Origin of the sequence: Schlesneria sp. (assembly GCF_036405755.1) — a bacterium.
Taxonomy (GTDB): domain Bacteria; phylum Planctomycetota; class Planctomycetia; order Planctomycetales; family Planctomycetaceae; genus Schlesneria; species Schlesneria sphaerica.
This window is the reverse complement of the sequence record NZ_DASWWZ010000050.1, coordinates 1-20,548: the sequence shown is the minus strand read 5'-3', so window position 1 is coordinate 20,548 and position 20,548 is coordinate 1. Positions and strand designations below refer to the sequence as shown.

The window sequence follows — 20,548 nt, the reverse complement described above, 5'->3', positions numbered from 1 at the left end:
AGGAAAGGACGAGTACGGCACAGACTCGTGCGGGACGGACCCGTATGGCGGCGTTCCGGTCGGGAAGGAAGGTCCGTACGGTGCTGAACTCGGAATTCCGTCAGGCTGCGGAACGCCGTTGAATAATTGCGTCGCGATCTGGGCAATCAGATCGGGGGTGACTTCGTTCATGTCTGTGCCTTTGGCTCGATGTTTCCGAAACAGTGCATCTGACCTGTTTCCAACTTACTTCAACTTAGGTTTGCGATTGTCGTAATCGTGGTAATAACCCACTTCGACGTTCTCGAGCACACCGACAGCATCGTCGGTCAGGACCGCTAGAGAGAAGTAAAGAGTCAGCAGGTATGAGGCGACGCCGAGGCTGTCGGTCCCCATCAGACGCGCCGAAAGGCTCGGCATGATTTCTCCGGGAATTCCCGCCTGGTGCAGACCCACCACACCCTGATCCGCTTCACCGACCCGCAACAGCAGGATACTGGTCGTGCCGAACCACTGGTTTGACTGATAGCGACTCTTCATTTCCAGCTTGTCGCAGGGAACCAGAGGGACGCCGCGCCAGGTAATCACCGGGGTCCCGAACAACTGTGTTGTGACGGGTGGGACACCGCGCCAGGTACATTCCCGTTCAAATGCCGCGATCGCTTTCGGGTGAGCCAGGAAGAAGGCGGGCTTTTTCCAGACGAGCGCCAGCAGTTCGTCCAGATCGTCGGGAGTCGGTGCACCGTAGCGAGTGCTGATTCGCATGGCGGGATCGACCGAGTGGATCAGGCCGAACTTGGTGCTGTTGATCAGTTCCCATTCCTGCCGTTCTTTAATTCCTTCGATCGTTAGCCGCATCTGTTCGGCAAGTTGATCAAACGGCCCGTTGTAGAGATCGGAGACGCGGGTATGAACGCGGACGATGGTCTGCACGGCCGAGAGTGAGTACTCGCGCGGATTGGCCGAATAGTCGACGAAGGTCTCGGGGATTTCCATGTTTTCGGCAAACCCGGACACCAGATCGATGTTTCGTTCGCCATACCGATTGACAGTGGAGCGAAGTTCCAGGTGTTCCTTGATCGCTTTACGAAAGTCTTCATTCAGATTGGGAAGTTCCTGCAGAACTGCGTCCAGATCCTTGCGAGAGAACGTCAGCAACACGCAGGGGGTAATTGTCCGCACGGTCACGTCGGACCGCTTTTCAGAGACCAGATCGGTCTCGCCGAAAAATTCCCCTTCGTTCAGCAGTGCGATTCGCAGATTGCTGCCGTGGACACCCTTGCTGAGAACTTCGACCTGACCCTGAGCGATGATGAAAAACTTGCTGCGATCTTCCCCTTCGACCAGCAGCTTGTTTCCCAGTGAGACAGTTTCGGTTTTGAATCGACTCGACATACGGGCGATGATTGCATCAGGCAGCCGGGAAAACAGCGGTACGCTACGAAGTGCTTCAGGAGGAAACGAGGCGATGTCGCCGTTCAGTTCGACACCGATCCGTTCGGCCTTGGAAAGCTCGACCTTGGTTCGGTTCACGCGGAAGGTACCGCCGTTGACCTGCACCCACGGAAGAAGGCTGAGCATCCACCGGGGCGTGATCGACATCATCTTGGGTGATGTCTTCGTGGTCGTTGCCAGGTTCCGGGCAACCGACGTGGTCACGCTGCGCTGCAGTAGGTTATCCGACATACTCCAAAACTCCTTTGTTCGTCTCTGCTATGAAATTGAAATCTGTCTGAGGTCAGTCGGATTGGGATTTACGGGCAGGCCGCTGTTTCGGATTCCCTCGCCCTACCCTCAGCAAAGTTGGAAAAGACCTTTCGAGACTGACTCTCGAAAGAGGCGTGACCGGTGCGGACGGACTTAGATCCCCAGGCCGTGCTCGAAGCCGGACGGGCTGCGGTGGTCATAATCGTGGTAGTAGGCGACTTCGACGTTTTCGAGGACGCCGACGGCGTCGTCGGTCAGGACGGCACAGGATGAGTAAAGCGAAAGCAGATAGGACGCGACTCCCATGCTGTCGGTGGCCATTAACCGGGCAGAGAGGCCCGGCATGATCTCGCCCGGAATTCCGGTCTGATGCAGTCCGACGACCCCCTGATCGGCTTCGCCCACTCGCAGGAGGAGAATACTGGTGGTGCCGAACCGTTGATCGGTCTGGTAGCGTCGGCTCTTGCCAATCTCGAGCTTGTCGCAGGGAACCAGAGGGACGCCGCGCCACGTGATGACGGGAGTTCCAAACAGCATCATGGTTGCGGGTGGAACACCTCGCCACGTGCACTCGCGTTCGAAGGCCGCGATAGCGCGCGGATGTGCCAGGAAGAATGCTGGCTTCTTCCAGACCTGTGCCAGCAGCTCATCCAGGTCGTCGGGCGTAGGAGCCCCGTACCGGGTACTGATGCGCATGGCGGGATCGACCGAGTGCAACAGGCCAAATTTCTTGCTGTTGATGAGGTCCCATTCCTGACGTTCTTTAATCCCTTCGATCGTCAGCCGCATCTGCTCTTCCAGCTGGTCATAGGGACCATTGTACAAGTCAGAAACGCGGGTGTGGACACGGACAATCGTCTGGATGGCCGCCAGCGAATACTCCCGGGGGGTGGCCGAATAATCGACGAACGTCTCTGGAATTTCGACGTTCTCTGCGAATCCGGAAACGAGATCAATGTTTCGCTCGCCGTAACGATTCGTCGCGGAACGAAGGACGAGATGCTTGTCGATCGCTTTCTGGAATTCCGCTTTGACGCTGGGCAACTCGTTCAGAACGGCATCCAGATCCTTGCGTGAGAACGTGACGAGAACGCAGGGAGTCAGTGTTCGAATCGTGACGTCGGACTGTTTTTCAGAGACGAGATCGGCGTCACCGAAGAACTCGCCTTCTGTCAGCAGGGCGATCCGCAGATTACTGCCGTGTGCTCCTTTGCTGAGGACCTCGACCTGCCCTTCCGCGATGATGAAGAACTTGTTGCCGTCCTTCCCTTCGACGACCAGTTCATTACCGAGCGACACGACTTCCGTTTTGAAGCGGCCCGCCATGCGGTTCGTGATATCGCCGGGCAGATGCGAAAAGAACGGGACCTTGCGCAGGTCGTCAGGAGAGAATGTTGCGGCGCCATCGACAAAATCGACGTCGATTCGTTCGGCCTTCGACAGTTCGACCTTTGTCCGGTTTACGCGGTACGTCCCGCCGTTCACCTGCACCCAGGGAAGCAGCCTCAGCAGCCACCGGGGTGTGATCGACATCATCTTGGGTGATGTCTTGGTCGTGGTTGTCAGATTTCTGGCAACAGCTGTCGTGACGCTACGCTGCAGAAGATTGTCGGACACGGAAACCCTTCCCGAAATGGCGATACTGACCAAGTCCCGTTTAGCGATGTTCGATTTACGGATCTGTCAGCGTCGTTGCGTTTGAGTTCAGAGAGTTGAAGTTGAATTGATCCTGAGCCGGGGTTCTCAAATCGCTGCTGGATGCAAAATCATTTGTACAGCAAGCGAACTTGAGCGTAAACGGGACGGACGGCCCGCGTGTTCCCCGACTCGAACTGGGTCCCTTGTACGTGGTAAGGCGCGGACGCTTAGCCCGGCAGGTCTTTGTCGAAGAGCGGGGTTGAGAGGTAGCGTTCACCGCTGTCGGGCAGGATCGTCACGATTGTTTTCCCTGCCGCTTCGGGCCGTCTTGCGACCTTCAATGCGGCGGCCATAGCGGCTCCGCAACTGATGCCGCACGAGATTCCTTCCCGTTTCATCAGCAACTTGGCGGTTTCAATCGCTTCGTCATCGGTGACCTGGATCACCTCGTCAACGACACTGCGGTCGAAGTTGTCAGGGACGAATCCTGCGCCGATCCCCTGGATCTTGTGTCGACCGGGCGAGCCCCCCGAGAGGACAGGACTGGCCAGTGGTTCCACAGCGATTGATTGAACCGGCAGTTGCTTCTGTTGCTTCAGAAAGCGGGATACACCACTGATCGTTCCCCCCGTGCCGACACCGGCGACAAAGTAGTCGATCTTCCCATTAGTGTCGTCGTAGATCTCCGGCCCCGTGGTTTTGAAATGGATCTCGGGATTGGCGGGATTCTTAAATTGCTGCGGCATATACCAGCCCGGCTGGGTCGCCAGTTCCTCGGCCTTGGCGATGGCCCCCTTCATACCGTCGGCACCGGGGGTCAAAAGCAGATTCGCCCCGAAGCTGCGCAGCATGGCCCGCCGTTCGATCGACATCGTCTCCGGCATCGTCAACGTGAGCTGATATCCGCGAGCGGCACAGACAAAGGCGAGTGCGATTCCCGTATTGCCGCTGGTCGGTTCGACCACATGCATGCCCGGCTTCAATTTGCCGCTTGCTTCGGCCTCCCAGATCATCGCAGCACCGATCCGGCACTTGACGCTGTAGGCGGGGTTCCGTCCCTCGATCTTGGCGAGAATCGTGACGTCGAGTCCTTCCGTCAATCGGTTGATCCGGATCAGCGGAGTACGACCGATGGATTCTGAGTTGTCTTTAAACAACGGCATGCTTGCGGCCCTGCTTGCAAATGGGGAATGTCCCAGTCGTGAAAAAATCGCACCTCACCCGATACGTGAAATATCACCGTGCGAGTGGGATATTAATGGGCGAGTTTCACCCTGTCAAGCAATGGTGTTTCGCAATTAATGAGAGATCGATGCCGCAGTTGAGGCCTCGAAGAAGGAAAAATCGACTGTGATAGTGCGACTTTTGGAGTGTCGGTGGAGGCGCCTTGCGCCGAGTGGCCCGTCAAGTCGGGTGATGACCCCTGGGTCTCGCGCGGGGCGGCGAAACTCCAGGGGATTTTCGATTGCCGAATCTCTCACACGTCGGCCGGCTTTCAACACGATCGGGCGGTGTTAAGACTTCGGCCTGGCACCCGGGATGTGAGGTAATCTGCACTCACGGCTGGCGCGAGTCGCGGAAGCGGAAGGAAAAGAGGTCGGCATCTTTCATTACGACTCGCATGCGGACTGGCTTGCCTGCGATGCTTTTGAGCGACGTGCCGGATTTCCAGGTCACGACGCGGTCAAGTTCATTACCAATCTGCTCCTGGCATTCCTCAAGACTGAAGCCCGGGAGGGGCGTTCCGTCCAGGTTCTGCAGCTCGAAGTGCAGGCCCCCTGCGGCGGATGTGGAGAAGTTGATTTCGAGTTCGTCGCCAGAAAACGTCAATGGTTTCGTCAGCAGTTCGCCTTGTTTGACGCCTGCTCGGAGGGAGGTGAAGCCATCAAGTCGCAGGGTGTAGCGACGGACATGGGACGTCGGTTGGGCATAGTCCTGATTCACGTACAAAGAGAGTTCTGCCGGTCCCGTTTGCGCCAGATTCAGCGCAGGATAGTTGGTTCGTGAGACCCAGTTCTGGGGGCCGATGCCGGGGCGTAAAAATCCTTCCAGAAAGGTCCGGTCATAGGTGTTGCCTCCGCGTGACGACATGAAGACAGCGTCCGACGTGTCGTTGAAATAAGTCGGCGAGACCTTGATGGCGGCTGCCTGCTGCTCATTCAGTACCTGTCGGCCTTCGAAGAATCGGGCAGCGATTGCCAGGTAGAGATGCGGGGCACGTGGATAGGGGGACGTCTGATTGGTGTAGAGATGCTCAACCGGGGCGGCGGTGATCGAGTTCCCATCGTCGTGAACCTGTTTCATCATGACGGCTGCCGACCAGTTCCGAAAATCGTCGCTCGTAGAACGGGCGATGCGGCGGACTCCATCCCAGACCCGAAAGTAACAGACATAGCAGTTTTCTGTCTCGGACCAGAAGACGAGGTTTTGCGAATCGAACAGATGGTCGAATCGGAACGGCATCTGTTTGCCGGACAGGATGGGCTCATCCTGGATTTTGACCCATTTCAAACCGTCGGCCGAACTGTAGGCGAACAGTTCTTTGCCGGTTCCTCCCACCCCCTTGTAACGTTCTTCGGGGGGGACGCCCGGGCGTGTATCGAGCATGGGACAGAAGTTATGTGTGACCGGCGCGACGTTGGCCAGCACGATATTGTTGGCAGTCGTCCCCGCGTATTCGAACAGGCCCAGTTTGGGTTTTGTCCAGGTGATTCCATCAGGGGATTCGGCGACACACGTTCGTTCGTGCTCACTGCCGTCCAGACCCGGTTCCGAGATGCCGCGGTAGTACATACGGAACTTGGCGTGATCCTGAATGATCGTTGTGTAGCCAGCGTGAGGTCCTTCCCAGCGGGCGTCGAAATGAAGCACAGGTCCTTCATCGTGCGGCGCGTGAAGCTGTAGGTGCGCGTTCGACAGTCGCTCGATCAGGAAGCGATCGACAAAAAGTTCACGTCGTGTTCCCAGAGCGATTGGATCAGCGGCTGTCGCCGATTGCGATAAACGCAGATCGACGGGCCCGCAACACGCCGCTAGGAAAAGGATCGACTGCGCAACAGGAAAACGGCGGGATGACGGCCTGGTTTGCTTCATGTTTTACACGATCCCCGGAATGAGTTCGGTGTCTGTCAGCGGGAGCGGTTGGTATAACCTGCCCATGTCGTACTGCGCGTTATCGAGATGATCGAGCAGTCTAAACGGTTTCGAATCGACTGCCAACGAGCCTGTCTCAAATCCCCTTCTGATAGACATGACCAGGGAACCACAGATCATGAAGAGCTACGTGGAATCGTTCGAGCATGGGCCGGGTGGGTGGTTTGGCTGGGTCGATAACGCTCGAGGACCCAAGGCGCTTGAACGGGGGCAAAGCACGGTCATTTCACGCAGTCCCTGGTGGATTGATTACAACCACGCTCCGCCCGGCGCGGGTTACATGCATTTGCTTTTTATGCTGCTGACGAGTGGTCATCCCGGCGAGTATCAGCGCGAGGTGAGTGGCGAGAATCAGTTTACCAAAAGTGGGTTCGGAACCGACTTCACAAATGCTGAGCTGACGTTTCGTTTGAAGGGAGAACTGCGCGCACTCGACACTCAGCTTTACCTGTTGATTCAGGGAATCCATAACGGCATCTGCACCGGTTGGATTCTGACCGGGCAGCCGATCAAGGTGACGGAGGAGTGGTCAGAGCAGCGAATCACGGCAGTGCCCGACGAATCTCAATGGACGTGCCTGGGAAGTCGCCATGATCGCAGTGACTTCTATGGCCGAACCCCTTTGCAGACGGTGCTGGGGGATGTCAACGCGGATATCCTGCTCGTGCTGTATCCCCTGGACATAGCTCCGATGGGACCACTGGAGGGGGACCCTCATCTGCTGCGTCCCGAGAAGGACTATCCCGTGTGGCGCAGTCGCCTGCCAGAAGGTTATGTGGTGCTGGACGAAGTGCGTATTGAAAAGACGTGAGTTTGAATCGGAATGAATCTAGGGGTGGACCGCGCCGTTTGACTTCGGCGAATCTCTGGTCAAATCCCCTAGGCGAATGATTTGGGGCCTTGGAAGCATCGTGCACTGGCCGGGATCTCCGACAACAATTCTTTCCACACTATTACCTGTCAGGTCGAGATTGAATTTTGCTGAGTTGTGAACTTGTGTTCACTTTTTGCTCTGCGGAATGGCGGCCGGGACAGGCCCGCAGCGGCTCTCACCCCGCTCCTTCGGCGTAATGTCGTGCAATTTCTTTACGAGCGCGGACATTCGCTCAGTCCAGCTTTCCTTCAGCGGATCGCAATTTAGCAACAAGCTGACTTGACATTCCGAGCTTGAATGTCGATAATAAACTAACACTAAATTGGTGATAGATAGTGATCTTTCACTGTGACCGGCAAACTCCGTTGTTCTGGCAGGGGCCCCGTCAAGGGGCCGCTCAAGATCCTGGATGGATTCCAATGACACCATTGCTTGCGGAGAAACGAATTCAGACAGAGAAGTTCGCAGCCCCTGTCGCGGGGATGCGGCTTTCGTGCGTGAGTCAATTCACCTTACAAAGCCGCCATTCCATCAATCGCGCTGCGTGGAAGACGATCCGCTGTTGTCGACCGGACGGCGAATCCCCTTCTTCATGATTCTTCGACGGCTTGAAGAGCCGCGAACTTCTTTTCTTTAGCCGCGTCCTGTTGGACGGAAAGTAGTCCCAGGCTCTCGCGGTTCAGTCCAGGTGAATTCATGGTTGCAGCAAATCATCTCTATCAGTCGGTCACAAATTTTGAGACCGGAACCCGTGTTACGAAAACTTTGATGAGCTACGACGACGCTCGCTTTCGACGTGTCAACGCTGTGGCGTTCTGCGGGATCGTCGAACTGTCGGGTCAGGTTGCCACGTACTTCGACAAACTGCTGGCGATCGGCATCGCAGAAAAGGTGGATGGCGTATCGACGGTGGTGGAGTCAATCCGGATCCATTCAGCCGGTCATTCAGTGCGTGACGGCCTGGATTCGCAGTATCACATGCAGGCGGAAGCACCTCCCGCGGTGGGGGACGAGGGCTTTTGCAGGAGATTCGACCTGCCGCATGAGTGAACAGTCACCCCTTGTTTGACCGCTTGAATTGTTTTTTCGCACTAAAAGATCCTCTGTCCATTTGGGAGAATCGGGATGTCTGCAGCTTCCACTCTTGTCCTTAACGATCAGCCATTGTCGTCCACGTATGAGATTCCCGAGAACGTCGCTGAAAATATCCGGCACGCGCTGCGGGGGCTTCAATTCGGCGAAATTACCATTACGGTAAGAAATGGCAGCGTTGTTCAGATCGAACGAGTTGCCAGAAAGCGGCAATTCAAGTCAAATCAGAATGACTAGATGACTGCAGCGGAAGCTGCAGTCATTCGAACCACCGATTTGAATGCTCGCGATGGAAAGGCCTGATTCAGATGCCGTTGAATACAGTTCAGCCGCCGGTCGAAATGGCGGATGGTCATTCTTTGCGGGTACCAGATCGAAACAGTGTTGATTCCAGTGACGAGGGTCCCCTTCCATCTTATCACTCTGCAGATGCAGTCTGGGATTCCATCTGTCGCGAGGCGCGCGACGAAGAGCGGCGTGGTTCCTGCTTGTGCGCGTTTCTAAACGAGACCGTCCTTCAGTCTACTCATCTCGAACAGGCTCTCTCGAGCATTCTGTGTGCAAAGCTGGCGACCGAATCTGTCGGCAAGGATCGCATCCAATCACTGCTGATGGTGGCGTATCAATCCAGTGCCGCCATTCGACTTGCGATCCGTAACGATCTCCAGGCGATTGTGGATCGGGACCCTGTTGCCAAGGGGTACCTGGCTCCTTTTGTGTTCTTCAAAGGGTTTCAAGCGCTACAGGCATATCGGGTTGCGAACTGGCACTGGAATCATGACGGGCAATTTCTGGCGGCCTTCCTGCAGAGCCGCATCTCCGAGGTCTTCGCTGTCGACATCCATCCGGCCGCCCGCATCGGTTCGGGCATTCTCATGGACCATGCGACGGGGATCGTGGTGGGGGAAACGTCGGTGATCGAAGACAATGTCTCGATACTGCACGAAGTGACGCTGGGGGGAACGGGGAAGCAGTCGGGCGACCGGCACCCGAAAGTTCGTCAGGGGGTACTGATCGGGGCGGGAGCCAAGATCCTGGGGAACGTCGAGATTGGCGCAGGAGCCAAGATCGGGGCGGGAAGCGTCGTCCTCGATTCGGTTCCCCCGCACTGCACGGCAGCCGGCGTTCCCGCCCGAATCGTTGCGAGAAACAGTCCCAAGATGCCAGCTCTCGATATGGACCAGCAGTTTCCACATCACTTCGAGGATGGCAGCGGAATCTGAATCGCGCCAGGTTTTCGGTCGAGCGCCCCTGCGTTGAGGCGTGCGGACCGCTTAGGCGTCCTGCGGCGTACGCAGCGTTCCTGTCTGTATCTTCAACAGGAACCCGTCTGCGACCGATTCAGTGGTCGGGAAGAACTTCGGTCCGTGATTTCAGCGGGCTGCGTTGATACAGCGCCTCGGCCTCGGGCATCCAGCGGGTCAGGTCTCGAATTCGTGTCTGATGGTTGGGGTGAGTCGACATGAATTCCGGCGGTGCCTGCCCTCCCCCGGTTGTAGCCGTCATCCGTTCCCAGAATCGAATCGATTCCTTCGGATCATAGCCCGCTGCGGCCATCAGCAGCAGACCCATGTGATCTGCTTCCGATTCATGTTTTCGGCTGTAGCTGAGGATGCCGAACTTGGCTCCGGCATTAAGTACGGAAAGAAGCTGTTGCCGCCGGGAAGCATCCATGTCTCCCATCGAGGCACTCGCCGAGACCAGGCCAATCTGAACCATTTGCTGCTGGGCCATTCGCTCGGCGCCATGATGAGCCAGCGCATGGGCAATTTCATGGCCGACGACCGTTGCGAGCCCCGCATCCGTTTCGGCAACGGGCAGAATGGCCGTGTAGACCACGATCTTACCCCCCGGCAGGCAAAAGGCGTTGACCTGACGATCATGGACCACTTCAAGTTGCCAATCGAAATCCGGGATCGGCGTGCCCACCAGTTTCTGGAAGGACTCATTGCTGGTCGCTTCGATCAGGCGTTCGGCGATCTCGCGAACTTTACTGGCTGCAGGCCCCTGTCTGACGACCTGGGCGTCACTGAGGACTTCGCGGAAAGCCTGGAGACCCAGTTTCGCTTCCTGAGCGGGATTCATCGCCACCACCTGGACACGACCGAAGGGACCCTGCTGGCAACCCCGGACCATGGTGAAACCCACAGCGCAGACGCCGAAAATAATCGGGATCATGCGGACCAGAAGGCCAATCTGCAGGTCGTTGCCTCGTGCAGATCGCCGGGGGTAACGGGGGCCTCCGAAACTCATGCTGATGCGTCCTTTTCACTGTCTTCATACAGGTGATTTTCACGGATATACATTTCGACGGCGCGGGGCACCAGATATCGGATGCTCCGCCCTTCCCGAACCCGTTTGCGGATTTCGGTCGAAGAGAGATCAGATCCGGGCATCGAAACGAAGGTGACCCGTTCATCGACGATGGGGCCGACTGCCTGCCGAAGTGCCTGGGTCCCCGGCAGCGGTCGATCCCCGCGATTTACGGCGACAACGGTCGCCAGTTCGAGGATGCGACGCGGTTCGCGCCACTGTGGGAGGTCATTCAGTGAATCGGCCCCGATCAGCAGGAACAGATCGCGCGATGCGTCCTGAGACTTCACTTGTTCCAGCGTGGTGACGGTGAACGAGGGACCGACGCGGTCCAGTTCGATCCGGCTGATGCGGAACTCAGGGTGCCCTGCGATGGCCAGCTCGATCATGTCAAAGCGGGCCCGGGCGGACGAGATGTTACTGGTCAGCTTGTGGGGTGGTAACGCCGCGGGCACAAACCAGACTTCGTCCAATCGGCACTGCTCGCGGCATTGTTCTGCCAGCACGAGATGTGCGTAGTGAATGGGATCAAACGTCCCACCATAAATCCCCAGCCGCATCGGGCATCCACCTGTGAATCTACGAATACGACGAGGGACCGCGGACGGGTTCGTCCGCGGTACGAGTGCGACAACACTGCATCAGTTCGAAAGCGAGGTCTCATCAGTCGAATTCAATGGAGTGTCCGCATCAGCGGGGGCCGATTCTTCGGTGGCCGTTGCGGCGGTTTCGGATGTCGCCGTTTCGATGCTGGCTTGGGGGCGGGCGGGGAAAGCAAAGGAACGACCAGTGGGACAGCAGGCTCCGTCGGGAGCGCTGATGAGTTCCAGCGAGATCCCTTGTGACGAACAGCCTGCGGCAGGAACCGGGCAGGTGTATGAGTCACCGGCACAGCAGGCGGATTCACCGGTGAATCCCGTCTGGGAGGGCTTTCCGATCAGCGGATATCCATAGTCTGCCAGATCCGGGAACATCGCGACCGCCCCGAGTGCCCCGGCGAACAGAATGACCGGAGTATACAGCACTGCCTTCATCACCCCCGGGCAGCATTGGTTGCACTTGGCGGAGGTGGGAATTGATGGCGAATCCGTGGAGTTGGGGAGGTCGTTACTATTCGTCATGTCTGCCATTCCTGTCACAGGAGAATCGGGATCGAAGGGGCGGATGCCGCCGGATCACTGCATCACTACGAGATCATGATAACGGGTTTTCCTGTTTTGCCAGCCTCAATTCGCAAGCAGAGTCTAACGCTCGATGAAATCGGCATTGTCCTGCTGGGCGAGCATCGAATCGGTCCAGGTCGGATCAACGGAGCGGCAACAGGCGGTCAATCGCTCGGCCGTTTCAGCAAGTTCGTTCTGCCATTCCACAGGGTCGACTCCTACGGGCGTCACCTGCCGGAATTCGTCCAGCAACAGGACCATTCTGAGCAAATGGCGGAAGATTAACCCTTCCTGCCGGCCGAGATCGCGGCTGGAGACAAAGTTGAAGAAATTACCGTTCCAGTTCAGCAATAACTCAGTTGCGACCATGACTGGCTGAACACTGACATCGGTGACGTCGGGATATTCCGAGTCGAACAGCATGCGCAGTTTGTCGGCGAGCGTCGGTGCATACTTTCGTTCTTCCGGGGGGATATCCGGATCAAACTCGGGATAAAGGTCCGAAGCGGGGAGCAGCCCTCTTTGAACGATCTCCATATCCAGTCGTTCCAGGGCGAGCGGACCCGGGGGCAGTCGGAACGGAGGCGGAACGCGAACATGGCGGATCAGCGCGCGGGGAAGTTCCAGGACGCTTTCAAATATCAGCATTCGCTCAGTCCAGTCAGCCAGTCCGAGATGTTCCAGCAGAAACATCCCATAGACCGGATTCAGGCTGCGAAATGCGAAAAGTTGTTCCAGGCGTTCGGTCGGCTCCGCGAGTTGCGGTCGGTAGCGGTTCTTTTCCCGTTCTTCCACGGCCCGGTCGATTTTCTTACCCGTTTTGGCTTCGTGTTTGGCGTCCACCGACTTCTGCAAGTGCTTCGACAGCCACGTCGACTTGCGGGTTTCTTCTTCTGCCGGGGGCGCCGCAGCGGCCGCCGCGTTGGGGGGCGTCGGTTGAGTCGGGCTGGGAGGTGCGGGAGGTTCCGGGGTGAGCTTGACGAAATCACCTGCGTGCAGCGAGATCAGCATGCGTTCCAGATGTTTTTCGGCCGCTTCCAGTTGCTTCGGCTCCATCAATCGCTTCTGGACCAGACGTCGCAGACGATCGACTTCGGGTGAGAGTTGAAGCATGTAAGCCAGCAGGCGCCAGGGGAGCGGACCCCGACTGACGAGATCGCCGGGCGTCGCGAAACGGAGCTTCTCGAATTGCTGTTCGTTCCAGTACTGCCGGTTGGGGTTCCGCGTCGGCATCTTCTTTTTGAGTGCTTTTTTGGCCTTGAGCAGCCCGAAATCTTTGGTGTCTTCGGGGATCGAATCATATTGTTCGCGCCACCGAAGAATGCGGACGTCGTCTTCATGCGCCAGAGCGAAGACGTGACCTTCCGTGTCGTACTGAGGGCGTCCTGCACGACCAAAAATCTGATGTGCGGAACTTGCATCGATCAACTTCAGATCACCGGGCTTCCCCTTCATCAATGAGGGGAGGACGACCGAGCGGGCAGGAAGATTGATTCCCGCTGCCAGCGTTTCCGTACAGACACAGATCGTAAGCAGTTTCTGCTGGAAGAGGTCTTCGACGATCTTTTTATATTTTGGCAGCAGACCGGCATGATGAACGCCAACACCGCGCATCAGCAGTTGCTTCAGTTTGGGGCCGACCCCCTGTTTCCATTCGTACTTTTCCAGCGCGGCGACCAGCTTTTTCTGCTGACCACTCGCCAGCATCGACTTGCCTTTCAATTCCTCCGCCACATTCCAGCATTCGTCCCGGTTGAAGCAGAAGACAAGTGCCGGGGTCTTTCGCTGGACTTCATCACCTGCTGCCATGTCCTCCAGGTGGTCCGTCAGCAGCGCATCACTAATCCAGTGAAACTGCAGCGGAATCCGGCGATCCGTGCTCTGCACCAGTTCGAGTGGACGATCGTGCGTTCGGCTGCACCACGAGATGAACTTGGCAGAATTCCCGATCGTTGCCGACAACAGCATCAGGCGAACGTGCTTGGGGAGCAATGCCAGCGAGAATTCCCAGACGATCCCGCGTTCGGGATCGGAGAAATTGTGGAATTCATCCATGACAACGGCCGAGACGCGGTCAAAGTCCAGCGCCAACGGGGTCGCGGGTCCGGATGGGCTGGCCTCTTCTTCCGCCAGTTCTTCAACCAGTTCGTCATCCCACCCGATCAGATCCTTGTAGGAATGAAGCCCCCCGGCATGGTGCTTGGCCGATTCCGCCTTCAGGTGTTCCGCAGCGATCTGCCGGACTTTTTCCGCGGCCGCCTCTTCATGAGCGGCCCAGTGCGAAGTCAGCAGGCGGTTCAACAGGATTTCTGCGACGACGACCAGCACGTTCGCCTGTGGGTTAACTCGTCGGTTTCCCGTCACAAGTCCCACCTGATCTCGACGGAACCCCCAACGTTCGGCCGAGTCTTGCAACTCGGAAAACTTCTGGTCTGTCAGCGCGATCAGAGGCGTGGTGTAGTAAATCGTCTGACCGGTGTGGAGCGCCTCGAAGGCGGCGGCTTCAGCGATCAGGGTCTTACCGGTTCCCGTGGGGGCACAGACCATGACTCCCTGCGTGGACTCAAACCAGGCCAGCAGGGCTTCTTCCTGAACGGGATAGGGGACGTAAGGCAGCGAATCGAGATAGCGGAGAGCCAGTTCGTCGCGAGAAATCGTTCCGGGGGGCGGGGTATTCATACCAGTATCATAGCCATTTCCGCCCAAAAGTGTGCCATACCATACGCAGTAATTCTGAGCCGGACGAATCGTCGTGCAAGCGGGATGGCACATGGTGGAAGGGACTGCCGCTGGGGAAATGCAGTGCGATCACTCCCCTGCACTTGCTGACTCTCATCGACTTTCGTTACCTCGATCTTAAACACCACGGATGAGACAGGGATCGGGCTGACGGAACGCGTCGTTGCATCACCGTGACGAATTCGTTCGGTTCTCTCGCCTGTGCTGGCCGCTTATGAGAAGATGACTGTGCATCTTCAACGAAAACGAACAGCGGCGGCTGCGATGGACCGAGCGGCATGGGTTCGCTCAGATGAAAACTCCCCGACGAACATGGAACCGGTGAATTGACCCAATTGAATTCGACTCGTTTCATCCTTCAAACCTTACGTCACTTCTGGCGTACCAACCTGGCCGTCATGTTCGGTGTGGTGGCGGGAACCGCCGTGATCACCGGGGCGCTGATCGTCGGCGATTCCGTCCGGTGGAGCCTCCGACAAATGACCCTGGAACGGCTCGGCAAAATTGACTTTGCCCTGACTGGTCCGAGATTCGTCCGTGAGAATCTGGCAGATGAACTCACGAAAAGTCCCGCATCGGCTAAGGATCAGACTGCAGACGCGGTCGGGCCGATTGCCCCTGCGATTGTCATGCGAGCCGGACTGCAGTCGAAGCGGGACGACACCGTACGCCGTGCCGGACAGGTCAACGTTTACGGGTTTGATGATCGAGCGTGGTCGCTCGTCAACGTGGAAGGTGACAGGCTTGATCCACCGCAAGGGGACGGAATTGTATTGAACGCTCGAGCGGCGGAAGCGGTCGGAGCAAAAATTGGTGACGAGGTGACACTGTGGATCGAGATACCCAGCGCGGTACCGCGTGACACTCTGCTCGGGAAGAAGGACAACGACTCTCAGGAGATTACGCTGAAGGTCAGCGCGATCGCACCCGAGACGACCGGGGCAGCCCGACTGGGACTTCTTCCGACTCAGGCATTACCCCTGAACGCCTTCGTTGATTTGCATGTGCTCCAGGAACGACTAGGGTTGGAAGAGGTGAAGCCCTCCCGTCGCGATCCGACAGGCAAGCCCGCGCGTGTGAACACACTGTTCAACCAGGACCTGACAACGACGGGATCTGATCCACGTGCGCACGGGGAGCGATTGCAGCGATCGCTTGAACAGACATGGACTCTTGCGGACTTAAGTCTGCGGGTGATCGACAATGAACAGTTTGGCGGCGTTGTTCTCGACTCGGAACAGATGATTCTGGAGGACAAACTGGTGGAGGCGGCGGAGACCGCTGCGGCCGAGCTGAATCTGGCTACATCGCCCGTCATGGTCTACCTCGCCAACAAGTTATGGAACCCAAGTGTCTACGTCCCGGGAAAAAGACCGGGCTACTCGATGTACTCGGCCGTCGCGGGACTCGATGTCCTGGATCTTGATGGCACACCCTTCTCCGGTTTCGAATTCGTCGGCGAGAAACCGACTCAGTGGGGTGAGGGGGACGTCATTCTGAACGAGTTTCTGGCTACGGATCTTCAGGCCAAAGTCGGAGACACCATTCATTTCACCTACCACACCATCGGGTCCCGAGGCGAACTGCCGGAACTGGAACGAACGGTGACCGTGCGCGGCATCGTGGCCATGACCGGCGCTGCGATTGACCGAACTCTGACCCCCATCGTGAAGGGAATTACGGACGTCGCTTCGCTGGCGGATTGGGACCAGCCTTTCCCGATGGATCTCGATGCGGTGACACCTCGCGACGACGAATACTGGGACAGCTACCGTGCCACGCCGAAGCTCTTCATGCCGCTCAAGACGGCTCAGACACTCTGGCCCAGTCGCTACGGATCGCTGACGTCACTTCGTCTAGCACCTCGCGAATCCGTTCCGGAGTCGGAAAGGAAGGACGCCACCCAGCGTACACACGAGCAGTTCACGGAGAAGTTGCTTTCGAAAATCGAGCCCGTGGAAGTCGGTTTGGCCTTCCAGCCACTGAAGGCGATTGGCCTTGCCGCGGCGAGTGGGGCGACGGATTTCTCGGGTTTGTTCGTCGGGTTCAGCCTGTTTCTGATCATCGCGGCCATGATTTTGATCGGCCTGCTCTTCCGACTGGGAATCGAGCAGCGGGTTCGGGACCTGGGGTTGCTGGGGGCAGTCGGCTTCTCGGCCCGACAGGTGCAGAGGCAGATGTTGCTCGAAGGATCGGCAACGTCACTCGTCGGGGGGCTGGTGGGTGTGCTGGTGGGTGTCTGGTACGCCAGGCTGATGATCTACGGACTGACGCACTGGTGGGTGGAAGCGGTTGGAACAAAATATCTGTCCCTCAAAATCCAGCCCCTGTCGCTTTTCACAGGATTTGCGATCGCCATCGGGGTTGCACTCCTGGCAATCTGGTGGGCACTGAGGCAGCTCAAACCATTGAGCCTTCGTGAGCAACTTGCAGGGGTGACAGAAAAGGACATTGACGTCGTGGCGCAGCGAAAGCGCGCTCAGCGAGTGATGAGGCGAGCCATCATCTGCACGGGACTGGCGGGCTTGCTGATGGCCTGTGCCGCAGTGGGGGTCTTGCCCGCTCCGGCGGCTTTCTTCGGAATTGGGATCCTCTTGCTGACCGCCTCGTTGTCGTTCTTGTCATCGCGACTGCAGAGTGACGAAGGCAACGGCGTGCGTGGGACCGGATCCATGGCTCTCGGACGTCTCGGGCTGAGGAATGCCGCCCGTCAACGCAGTCGAACGGTGATGACGGCTGGCATGATCGCAACTGCCACGTTTCTGATTATCACCGTGGCGGCATTCCGTCGAGATCCGACAAATGAATTGCCGGTGAAGTCTTCTGGTAACGGGGGATACACACTCGTCGCGGAATCGAGCAGTCCCCTGCTCTACGATATCAATACACCCGAGGGGCGTCAGAAACTGCAACTCAATCCACCGGAAGGTTCTCCGGGTGCGAGCGCACTGGCGGCGATGCATGTAGTCCCGTTTCGGGTCAAGCCGGGCGAAGATGCGAGTTGCCTGAACCTTTACCAGACGAAGGTCCCCACAATTCTGGGAGTTCCTCAATCGATGATTGACGAAGGCCGCTTCGCGTTCGCGATGGGGTCTTGGAGCGCACTCAATGAATCATTAACCCCGTCGGCCGTGCCCGCGTCTGCGGAGAGTTCGCCGAAGCCGGAGGAAACAGGGGCCACAGCCCGAAACGGATTGAGCGTTCCCAACATCCCGGTCCTCGGTGATTTGAACACCTTGATGTTTTCACTTCATAAGGGGATGGGAGCCGCCATCGCTGTTCCCGATGAAAATCATCCGCGGCACCAGTTGATCGTGAAGGGGATGTTTCAGGACAGCATTTTCCAGGGAGTCCTGGTCATGTCGGAGGAGAATTTTCTGAAGCTGTATCCCGAGCAGAAAGGCTTTCGATACTTCCTGATCGAAGTCCCACCCCAACAGGCGGAAGCGGCTGCGGCGCTCCTCGAAACCGAACTGGCGGAATACGGGTTCGATACGGAACCCGTGGCCGAACGGCTTGCCCGGTTCCTATCTGTGCAGAATACGTATCTGTCGACGTTTCAGACACTCGGAGGCTTAGGCCTGTTCCTGGGAACATTTGGACTTGCGACGGTCATGTTGCGGAACGTGCTGGAGCGGCAGAAAGAACTCTCGCTGCTGCGTGCCGTGGGCTTCCGCCAGCGCGGTGTCGCGATGCTCGTGCTCTGGGAGAATGCGTTTATTCTGCTGTGGGGCCTGCTTGCCGGTGCCGGATCCGCACTGTTGGCGACCGCCCCGAATCTGGTGAGTCGCGGAGGCGGGCTGCCCGCAGGTTCCATCTCAATCCTGCTGCTGATCGTGTTTGCAACCGGGATGATGGCGGCAGCCTTCGCTGTCCGCTCTGCCATCCGACTACCGATCGTTGCAACGTTACGAGGCGAGTAGGAATCGAGAAACAGGAAAGCGGAGCATGGGGCACGCTGATCGCCGGGCAGCGCATGACGAGTCAGCTTGCCGCCGCTTCGGCCAACCATTCGACAAACTGTGGATGCCCGGTCAGCTGTTTTGACAGCGAAGGATCCGCAAAGATGCGGACTCGTTTGACGTAGTCATCGAACTGAGTGCGGGCGAGCGCATTGACGACCGGCGAGACATGGCTGAGCGGGTAATACTTCCGCTCCTTGGGGTAGTAAATATCGACTTTAAATTCGACTTCCTTGTGGATCGGAGGTGCGTCGATCAGGACTGCGACGGGCCCGATGTTGCAGGACAGTTCGTGTGCTACACGTTCGGACAACCGTTCCGTCATGCGCTGCAGATCCGCGTAGGGACGTCCGGCAATTTGGCGGTAAAGTTCAGGCGTCTGATAGAGACTCAGCTCCAGGACTCGCTTGTAGAGCCGGCGTTTGGAGCCAAACAGCCCTTCCAGCAAGGGAGCGACGTCGGTTCCGGTACCGGCTTCACGAAGTTGCCGGATTACATCGAACTCACTCTGCTGGAACAGGACCGGCAGGTCGAGCGACTTGTGGAGTTCAAAGAAACTACGGGCAAACATACACGTTGACGAACGGACTGCATGGTGCCAGTAGACTTCGCTGAACATCACATAGCGAGCAAAGACCATCAATTCCGCAGCGGTCTTCCCCTTGGAACTGATGGCGAGACCATCCCCGGCCTCGTTGACCAGCAGGGATTGGATGAGTCTTGCTCGGTCGAAATTTCGTCCATAAGGGACGCCCGAATGAAGGCTGTCTCGTTCGAGGTAGTCCATCTTGTCGATGTCGATCGGTCCCGACAGGATCGACCGGGTCAGGCTGAGTGACGGAGACTGAGTCTTCGCAACCAGGACGTCCAGCACCTCTTCGGCTGTGATTCCCCATTCCGATCGGAGGACGGCACCCAGTTCTCGATCCGGTGAGAGAAACTCGGCGGCGAACTGTTCGTGAGGGGGAAGGTCGACGAGTCCCATATCTTCGATGGGATGGCAGAAAGGCCAGTGACCCAGGTCGTGCAGCAAAGCGGCGACGATCAGAACTTCTGCCTGGTGCGGAGAAACCGCCGCCGCGAATCGTTCGTCTTTGCCCAGCTGCCACAAAAACTTGAGTGCATTGTGAAAGACACCCAGTGCATGTTCAAACCGGCTATGGGTTGCACCGGGATAGATGCGGGACGCCAGCCCGAGCTGAGAGATGTGGCGCAATCGCTGAAACTCGGCTGTGTCGACGATCGAACGGACTCGCGGAGTGAACGGGACATCCAGTTGATGCGGAATTCGGACCAGTGGGCCACCCGCTTGGAGATCGAACAGTTCAGGAATCGAGCGATACGGATGCGACATCGTGAGGACGTGCGCCTTTCAGGATTGCATGATGATGGAGTCGGTCCACTGTTGTTTTACCGAATCTCATTTCGATTTGAGAGGTATGGGAACACGGAACCAAAGATCCGCCGGCGATCTCAGCTCGACCGGACGCGATAACCGATCTGCGTCAGCGTTTTCAGGGCACGTTCTGTCTGGTCCCCCTGGAGTTCGATGACGTCGCCATCGATGGTTCCCCCTGCTCCGCAGGCATTTTTCAACTGCGTTAGCAGCTTTGGCAGATCATTCTCCTTTGCCGGAAGTCCTTTGATCAGCGTGACCAGTTTTCCCTTCTTGCGTTTCTCGGTGGAGAGCCGAGCGGTCTGCTTGCCGGGATCGGTCCAGCCTGGGGCGACTTCGACAGGTGGACACTGGCATTCGGTCTCTGGGCGATCACAGCGTTCACAATGGGGCGGGCGATCGAAAATCGTTCCTGTGAGAAGTCCCATGGATTCAATCCAGCCAAAAACGATGGGGGTGGACGAGATTTGTCGCGAGTCTACTATCCGCAAATCGGATGCCTGAGGACTCGCTGGAAGCAGAAGTCGGCCAT

At 57.6% G+C, this 20,548-nt stretch carries 15 protein-coding genes; 5 read left to right on the top strand and 10 right to left on the bottom strand.

All coding sequences use genetic code 11. From position 1 onward, the window contains the following. Positions 1-225: 225 nt before the first annotated feature. The 4 genes from VGE80_RS01800 to VGE80_RS01785 form a co-directional block, all read right to left on the bottom strand. Entirely contained in the window at positions 226-1,665 is a 1,440-nt protein-coding gene (locus VGE80_RS01800; protein WP_373652540.1) for a family 2B encapsulin nanocompartment shell protein, read from the bottom strand. A 174-nt stretch (positions 1,666-1,839) separates the two neighbouring features. Beyond that, the gene (locus VGE80_RS01795; RefSeq protein ID WP_373652539.1) at positions 1,840-3,303 is read right to left on the bottom strand and encodes a family 2B encapsulin nanocompartment shell protein; all 1,464 of its coding nucleotides are present in this window, start codon (positions 3,301-3,303) and stop codon (positions 1,840-1,842) included. 248 nt (positions 3,304-3,551) lie between these two features. Beyond that, positions 3,552-4,487 carry a cysteine synthase A gene (gene cysK / locus VGE80_RS01790; RefSeq protein WP_373652538.1) on the bottom strand — a complete coding sequence of 312 codons (936 nt, stop codon included), beginning with the start codon at positions 4,485-4,487 and terminating at the stop codon, positions 3,552-3,554. Between the two features lie 394 nt (positions 4,488-4,881). After that, entirely contained in the window at positions 4,882-6,417 is a 1,536-nt protein-coding gene (locus VGE80_RS01785; protein WP_440591456.1) for a hypothetical protein, read from the bottom strand. Between the two features lie 178 nt (positions 6,418-6,595). Between VGE80_RS01785 and VGE80_RS01780 the strand changes: the two genes are divergently transcribed. From VGE80_RS01780 to cysE, 4 genes are all read left to right on the top strand, one after another. After that, the gene (locus VGE80_RS01780; RefSeq protein WP_373652536.1) at positions 6,596-7,288 is read left to right on the top strand and encodes a hypothetical protein; all 693 of its coding nucleotides are present in this window, start codon (positions 6,596-6,598) and stop codon (positions 7,286-7,288) included. A 759-nt stretch (positions 7,289-8,047) separates the two neighbouring features. Beyond that, positions 8,048-8,401 carry a BON domain-containing protein gene (locus VGE80_RS01775; protein WP_373652535.1) on the top strand — a complete coding sequence of 118 codons (354 nt, stop codon included), beginning with the start codon at positions 8,048-8,050 and terminating at the stop codon, positions 8,399-8,401. A 75-nt stretch (positions 8,402-8,476) separates the two neighbouring features. Next, complete coding sequence (locus tag VGE80_RS01770) at positions 8,477-8,680, top strand: DUF2292 domain-containing protein (protein WP_397569660.1); 204 nt, start codon at positions 8,477-8,479, stop codon at positions 8,678-8,680. A gap of 71 nt (positions 8,681-8,751) precedes the next feature. Next, positions 8,752-9,666, top strand: coding sequence for a serine O-acetyltransferase (gene cysE, locus VGE80_RS01765; protein WP_440591455.1), 915 nt, complete (start codon positions 8,752-8,754; stop codon positions 9,664-9,666). A 118-nt stretch (positions 9,667-9,784) separates the two neighbouring features. Here cysE and VGE80_RS01760 read toward each other — a convergent pair whose 3' ends face one another. From VGE80_RS01760 to VGE80_RS01745, 4 genes are all read right to left on the bottom strand, one after another. Beyond that, on the bottom strand, positions 9,785-10,696 hold the full coding sequence (locus VGE80_RS01760; protein ID WP_440591454.1) for a M48 family metallopeptidase: 912 nt from the start codon (positions 10,694-10,696) through the stop codon (positions 9,785-9,787). Then, on the bottom strand, positions 10,693-11,316 hold the full coding sequence (nadD, locus tag VGE80_RS01755; RefSeq protein WP_440591453.1) for a nicotinate-nucleotide adenylyltransferase: 624 nt from the start codon (positions 11,314-11,316) through the stop codon (positions 10,693-10,695). Before nadD ends, VGE80_RS01760 begins: the two co-directional genes overlap by 4 nt. 81 nt (positions 11,317-11,397) lie before the next feature. Continuing rightward, on the bottom strand, positions 11,398-11,877 hold the full coding sequence (locus VGE80_RS01750; protein WP_373652530.1) for a hypothetical protein: 480 nt from the start codon (positions 11,875-11,877) through the stop codon (positions 11,398-11,400). A gap of 123 nt (positions 11,878-12,000) precedes the next feature. After that, entirely contained in the window at positions 12,001-14,598 is a 2,598-nt protein-coding gene (locus tag VGE80_RS01745; RefSeq protein WP_440591452.1) for a DEAD/DEAH box helicase, read from the bottom strand. A 386-nt stretch (positions 14,599-14,984) separates the two neighbouring features. On the opposite strand from VGE80_RS01745, the gene VGE80_RS01740 reads away from it, so the two are divergent. Continuing rightward, on the top strand, positions 14,985-18,581 hold the full coding sequence (locus VGE80_RS01740) for an FtsX-like permease family protein (protein ID WP_440591451.1): 3,597 nt from the start codon (positions 14,985-14,987) through the stop codon (positions 18,579-18,581). Positions 18,582-18,642: 61 nt separating this feature from the next. Here the strand turns inward: VGE80_RS01740 and VGE80_RS01735 are convergent, their stop codons facing one another. Both VGE80_RS01735 and VGE80_RS01730 read right to left on the bottom strand, forming a co-directional pair. Further along, on the bottom strand, positions 18,643-19,974 hold the full coding sequence (locus VGE80_RS01735; protein WP_373652527.1) for an HD domain-containing protein: 1,332 nt from the start codon (positions 19,972-19,974) through the stop codon (positions 18,643-18,645). Positions 19,975-20,093: 119 nt separating this feature from the next. Further along, the coding region (locus VGE80_RS01730; protein ID WP_440591450.1) for a translation initiation factor at positions 20,094-20,548 on the bottom strand (455 nt) is incomplete at its 5' end.